The organism is Nocardioides sp. (assembly GCF_036493135.1).
Lineage (GTDB): Bacteria > Actinomycetota > Actinomycetes > Propionibacteriales > Nocardioidaceae > Nocardioides.
In genome coordinates, this window is the sequence record NZ_DASXQG010000004.1 from 1 (window position 1) to 5,898 (window position 5,898).

Consider the following 5,898-nt stretch of genomic DNA (forward strand, 5'->3'; position numbering starts at 1 on the left):
TCCGGGTCCGCATCGCCGGGGTCGGCGTCTGCCACTCCGACCTGTCCATGGTCAACGGCACGCTGCGGCCGTCGTACCCGCTGGTGCTCGGTCACGAGGCTTCCGGGGTCGTCACCGAGGCGGGACCGGACACCAACGTCGGCGTCGGGCAGCACGTCGTCCTCAACTGGGCGGTCCCGTGCGGCACCTGCTGGCACTGCGAGCACGGCGAGCCGTGGCTCTGCTCGACGATCGAGGGGATCACCGGGACGCCGGGCGGCACCCTGGCCGACGGCACGCCGTTCCAGGCGTGCCTGGGGCTGGGCGCGATGGCCGAGGAGGTCGTCGTCCCCGCGACCGCCGTGGTGCCGCTGCCGGACGACGTACCGCTCGAGGAGTCGGCCCTGCTCGGGTGCGCGATCCTCACCGGGGTCGGTGCCGCGCGCAACGCCGCCCGGATTCAGCCTGGCGACACGGTGCTGGTCATCGGTCTCGGCGGTGTCGGCCTCTCGGCCGTGATGGGGGCCCGGCTGGCGGGCGCCGACCGGATCCTCGCCGTCGACGTCTCGGACTCCAAGGAGTCGCTCGCCCGCACCGCCGGCGCCACCGACTTCCTGGTCGCCTCGCCCGATCTCGCCCAGCAGGTGCGGGGCCTCACCGACGGTCGCGGCGCCGACCGGGCGTTGGAGTGCGTCGGCTCGGCGACCACGATCCGCCAGGCCTGGACCGCCGTACGCCGCGGCGGCACCTGCGTCGTTGTCGGCGTCGGCCCGAAGGACCAGCAGGTCACCTTCAACCCGCTCGAGCTCTTCCACTTCTCGCGGACCCTGGTCAGCAGCATCTACGGCAACAGCGACGCCCGCCACGACATCTCGGGCCTCCTGGAGTACGTCGCGGACGGCCGCCTCGACCTCGCCGCCACCATCACCGACCGGATCACCCTCGCCGACGTACCAGCGGCCTTCGAGCGCATGCAACGCGGCGAGGGTGGCCGGGCGCTCGTGACCTTTCCGACCGACCGACACCGGGAGCGACCATGACCGACCCAGCACGCGTGGCGGTGCTCATGGACTGCGACAACATCAGCCATCAGTGGACGCGCCAGATCCTGGCTGAGACGGCCAAGCACGGCACCCTGAGCATCCGCCGCGGGTACGGCGACTGGACCAGCACGCACCTGAAGGGGTGGCGCGACAAGCTGCCGACGTACGCCATCCAGCCCGTGCAGCAGTTCGCCTATACCCTGGGGAAGAACTCCACGGACTTCTCCCTGGTCATCGACGCCATGGACCTGCTCTACTCCGGGAACGTCGACGCCTTCGTCATCGTCTCCAGCGACAGCGACTTCACCCGCCTGGCGATGCGGCTGCGCGAGTCGGGCAAGCGGGTGTTCGGGATCGGTGCCCGCAAGACGCCCGAGGCGTTCCAGAACGCCTGCGACCGCTTCACCTACGTCGAGGTGCTGATCGGCGACGACCCGGAGGCCCCCGAGCCGGAGCAACCGCTGAAGGCCGCCGCGAAGAAGGCCACCGGGACCGCGGCCAAGGCGGCCGCGAAGGCGCCGGCGAAGCGGTCGGCCGCGCCCACCAAGAAGCAGCGTCTCGAGGGACTCTCCGACCTGCTGCTGCCGGCCGTGGAGGCGAGTGCCAAGGAGGACGGGTGGGCATCCCTCTCGGAGGTCGGGTCGTACGTCGTCAACACCAATCCGACGTTCGACTCCCGCAACTACGGCTACGCCAAGCTGAGCACGCTCGTCCGGGACCTTCCCCAACTCGAAGTGAACGAGGTGGCCGCCGGCAGCGGGCGCACCACGCTCTTCGTCAGGCCGGCGTCGACGACCAGGTCGCGCAAGCGCAGCAAGGGCTGACCCTGGCGTGCAGCGGCCTTCCCCTAGATGATGGTTCAACCATCGACGGGAGCCATGACATGAGCATCGACCTGGAAGCCATCAACGCCGAGCGGGAGCGGATCAAGGGCGACTACCTGCAGGACTCCGGCGACCGGCCGCCGAGCAGCGCCCAGGGGCTGCACCACTTCGCGCTGATCTGCTCCGACGTACGAGCGACGATCGACTTCTACCAGGGTGTCCTGGAGTTCCCGCTCACCGAGATCTTCGAGAACCGGGACTACGCCGGGTCCAACCACTTCTTCTTCGACATCGGGCACGGCAACCTGCTGGCGTTCTTCGACCTGCCCGGACTCGACCTCGGTCCGTACGCCGAGGTGCTCGGCGGACTGCATCACCTCGCCATCTCGGTCACCCAGGAGAAGTGGGACCACCTGCGGGGCAAGCTCGACGCCGCCGGTATCGAGTACCTCGTGGAGAGCGAGAAGTCGATCTACTTCCGCGACCCCGACGGCGCCCGCCTCGAGCTGCTGGCCGACCCGCTGGGGGAGATGTACGGCACCAAGGTCCTCTGACGGAGCGATAGTACGTATCAATCGGCCGGTCACCCCGCCGGCCGATTGATACGTACTATCCAAGCATCGGGCGTTGGGGGCGGTTGATGTGCCAGAGCCACCACAGGCCGACGAACGGCAGCACCAGGGGGACGAACCCGTAGCCGTTCCCGTAGTCCGACCACACGCTGGCCCGGTCGATGTCCGAAGGATGGCTCAGGGTGCCGATGACCAGCACCCCGGTCAGCTCGATCCCGATGGTCACCAGGGCCACCCGGCGTCGGTCGGTGGCCAGCGCCCAGGTGGCGACGATGTAGACGATCCCGGAGAAGAGCGAGAGCGAGTACGCGACCGGCGCCTTCGAGGCCTGGGTCGCCAGCTGCACCAGGGCGCGGGCGGTCGCGGCCAGCGCGAACACGCCGTACACGAAGACCAGGATGCGGCCGAACCCGGTCCTGGTGGAGGTCACTTCGCACCCCACAGCTGGTGCAACCGCAGGAACAGCACCGGTACGACGACCACCGCCACCAGCAATACTCCGGTGCCGGAGCGGGTGCGCTCACCCACCGACCACACGAACGCGATCGGCAGGATCACCAGCGCGCCGACCAGGTAGCCGACGTACGCCGCGACGTTCACGCCGCCGTGGTCGCCGGAGACCATCACCAGCCCGATCACCAGCTGCGCGACGAGTCCGACCTCGAGCAGCCCGAGCGCGGCGTACAGGTAGTCGTCGGGCTGGCGGTCGCGCACGATCAGGACGACCAGCCAGACCGCCAAGAGGACGCAGACCGCGCTGAGCACGATCTGCAGTGCGGTCACCCGGCGAGCCTAGAGGGCGCCTCTCAGCCCAGGATCCGGGGCAGCCCGAAGCTCGCCATCACGCCTGACTCGAACCGCACGATCTCGCTGATCTGCTCGCCGGCGAGACCGAACACGTAGAGGCCCAGCGCCCGGTAGGTGCCGGTGGCCGGGTCGAGCGCGTAGATGCCGCTGGCCGGGCAGCCGTTCGCCCGGACCGGGATCATCCGCATGACCCGCGCCTCGGGCGGTGCGATGGCCCGCAGGAAGGCGATCGCGGCATCGCGGCCGTGGTACTCGTACGGCATCGGCGGCATCTTCACCCACACGTCGTCCGTCATCAGCGAGACCAGCTGGTCGACGTCATGACGCGAGAAGGCGTCCAGGTAGGCCTCCAGGAGATGCCGCTCCTCGGGAGATCCTGGCTCCGGCGGACACGGCTGGGCGCGCTTGGCAACCAACTCGTGGTTCCCGTCGAGCGTGGCCCGGGCCCGCTTCAGCGCGCTGGTCACCGACTCCACCGTGGTGTCGAGGATGTCGGCGGCCTCGGCAGCGCGGTAGCCGAGCACGTCGCGCAAGATGAGGGCCGCTCGTTGTCTCGGCGGCAGCAGCTGCAGGGCCGTCACGAACGCGAGTGACATCGCCTCGCGCAGTTCGATCACCGCTTCGGGGCCGGGAGCGGTGTCGGCCAGGTCGAGAAGAGCATCCGGGAAGGGCTGCAGCCACGGCACCTCGCCGTAGCTGGTCGGCTCGGGAGGTACGACGCCACGGATGCGGGAGCTCACGTCGGGCTCCCGCCGCGAGCCGGCGCGGACCGCGTCCAGGCTGCGGTTGGTCGCGATCCGATAGAGCCAGGTCCGGACCGAGGAGCGCTCCTCGAAGCGCCCGAGACCGCGCCAGGCGGAGAGCAGGGTCTCCTGGAGGACGTCCTCGGCGTCCTGGAACGAACCCAGGATCCGGTAGCAGTGCACCTGCAGCTCGTGCCGGTACGGCGCGACCAGCTCGCCGAACGCGTCCTCGTCACCCGCTCGGGCTCGCGCCAACAGGTCAGCCACCAGGTCTGTCTCCATGTCCTCACCTTCGCAACTCCAAAGACCCTCTCGCGGGCCACCGACACAGGTGGCTGGGGAGGTAGACGACGGGCGGCCGCGGAACTGGGCGGTCCGGCGGCGCCCAGTTCGCGGCGTACCTCGCGTCTGCTCACACGTACGCCGGTGACACCCGGTCGCCGGTGGGAGAGAGGAACCCTCATGCCACGTCCGGACGCCGGTCTGACCCGCGCAGAGAGCCCGACGGAGCAGCCGTACCGCCGGCTGACCGTGCTCCTGACCGCGGGCGCCTACTTGCTGGTGACCCTCGACGCCCTCGTCGTCGTCACCGCCCTGCCCTCGATCCACGCCGACCTCGGCGGCGGCGCCGGGAACCTGCCGTGGATCATCAACGCCTACGCCCTCACCTTCGCCGCCGGCATCATCACAGCGTCCGCACTCGGCGACCGGCTCGGGCGCCGACGCACGTACGCCGGAGGGCTCGTGCTGTTCAGCCTCGCGTCGGCGGCCTGCGCACTCGCGCCGACACTGGGGATGCTGATCGCGTTCCGTGCGGTGCAGGGACTCGGCGCCGCGATCGTGATGCCCCTCGGACTGACCCTTCTCACGTCGTCGTTCCCGGCCGACCGGCGCGGCGCCGTCGTGGGGATCTGGGGCGGTGTCGCCGGGCTCGGCGTCGCGTCCGGACCGCTCGTCGGCGGCGCGGTCACCGAGGGCCTGGACTGGCACTGGGTGTTCTGGGTGAACGTCCCCCTCGGCCTCGCGGCCGCGCTCGCCGTACTCCGGATCCTGCCGGAGACCTTCGGTCCGCGTTCCCGGCTCGACCCGCTCGGGATGGTCACGGCCTCCGGTGCCATGGCCTCGCTGGTGTGGGGTGTCCTCCGGGCCCCCGACGCCGGCTGGGGCTCGGCCGAGGTGCTGATCGCGCTCGCCTCCGGGGTCGTGCTGCTCGCGGCCTTCGTGGGCTGGCAGGCGGTCGCGCCGGCGCCGATGGTGCCGCTGTCGCTGTTCCGGTCGCGGGTGTTCGCGGCGGCCTCGCTGACGCAGTTCCTGATGGCGGCGTCGATCTTCGCGACGGCGTACGTGACCAGCCAGTACTTCCAGATCTCGCGTGGCGACTCGCCGCTCGGCACGGGACTGCGGTTCCTGCCGTGGACGATGACGCCGCTGCTGGTCGCACCGCTCGCCGGCAGGCTGGTCGACCGCGTCGGCGCCCGGGCGCTGGCCGCTCCGGGCCTGTTGTTCCAGGCCGTCGGATTCCTGTGGCTGCTGCACGAGGCGCACACGCACGCGTCGTACGCCGCCTTCGTCGCGCCGTTCGTGCTCGCGGGAGTCGGGATCTCGATGGCGCTGCCCGCGCCGTCCACAGCGGGGCTCAACGCGGCGCCACCGGCGCTGCTCGGGCGGGCGGCCGGCGTCCTGAACACCGTGCAACAGATCGGCCAGGCGGCGGGGGTCGCCGTGGTGACGGTGGTCTTCGACGCTCACGGGTCGCTGGCCACGCCGTCAGAGACGCTGTCCGGCTACGAGCCCGCCCTCGTCACCGCCGCGTGCATCTCGGTGCTCGGCGCCCTGGCCGCCCTCGGCATCGCCCGGGAGCGGCGTACGCCGATGGCCGAGTCGGTTGCGGGGCCGGCGCCGTCTGATCTCTCCCGGTCGTGCGCCGGAG

At 70.8% G+C, this 5,898-nt stretch carries 7 protein-coding genes; 4 read left to right on the top strand and 3 right to left on the bottom strand.

Annotated features, from left to right (window positions below):
- From VGJ24_RS00575 to VGJ24_RS00585, 3 genes are all read left to right on the top strand, one after another.
- A partial coding sequence (locus tag VGJ24_RS00575) for a zinc-binding dehydrogenase (RefSeq protein ID WP_331498482.1) occupies positions 1–1,019 on the top strand: 1,019 nt, incomplete at its 5' end.
- Entirely contained in the window at positions 1,016–1,846 is an 831-nt protein-coding gene (locus tag VGJ24_RS00580; protein ID WP_331498483.1) for an NYN domain-containing protein, read from the top strand. The genes VGJ24_RS00575 and VGJ24_RS00580, both read left to right, overlap by 4 nt.
- A 59-nt stretch (positions 1,847–1,905) precedes the next feature.
- On the top strand, positions 1,906–2,400 hold the full coding sequence (locus tag VGJ24_RS00585; RefSeq protein WP_331498484.1) for a VOC family protein: 495 nt from the start codon (positions 1,906–1,908) through the stop codon (positions 2,398–2,400).
- 55 nt (positions 2,401–2,455) lie between these two features.
- Here the strand turns inward: VGJ24_RS00585 and VGJ24_RS00590 are convergent, their stop codons facing one another.
- The 3 genes from VGJ24_RS00590 to VGJ24_RS00600 are packed head-to-tail and all read right to left on the bottom strand — an operon-like array spanning position 2,456 to position 4,250.
- The gene (locus VGJ24_RS00590) at positions 2,456–2,848 is read right to left on the bottom strand and encodes a hypothetical protein (RefSeq protein WP_331498485.1); all 393 of its coding nucleotides are present in this window, start codon (positions 2,846–2,848) and stop codon (positions 2,456–2,458) included.
- Positions 2,845–3,201 carry a hypothetical protein gene (locus VGJ24_RS00595; protein WP_331498486.1) on the bottom strand — a complete coding sequence of 119 codons (357 nt, stop codon included), beginning with the start codon at positions 3,199–3,201 and terminating at the stop codon, positions 2,845–2,847. Before VGJ24_RS00595 ends, VGJ24_RS00590 begins: the two co-directional genes overlap by 4 nt.
- A gap of 23 nt (positions 3,202–3,224) precedes the next feature.
- Positions 3,225–4,250, bottom strand: coding sequence for a sigma-70 family RNA polymerase sigma factor (locus VGJ24_RS00600; RefSeq protein WP_331498487.1), 1,026 nt, complete (start codon positions 4,248–4,250; stop codon positions 3,225–3,227).
- Positions 4,251–4,430: 180 nt separating this feature from the next.
- Between VGJ24_RS00600 and VGJ24_RS00605 the strand changes: the two genes are divergently transcribed.
- On the top strand, positions 4,431–5,898 hold a 1,468-nt coding region (locus VGJ24_RS00605), incomplete at its 3' end, for an MFS transporter (protein ID WP_331498489.1).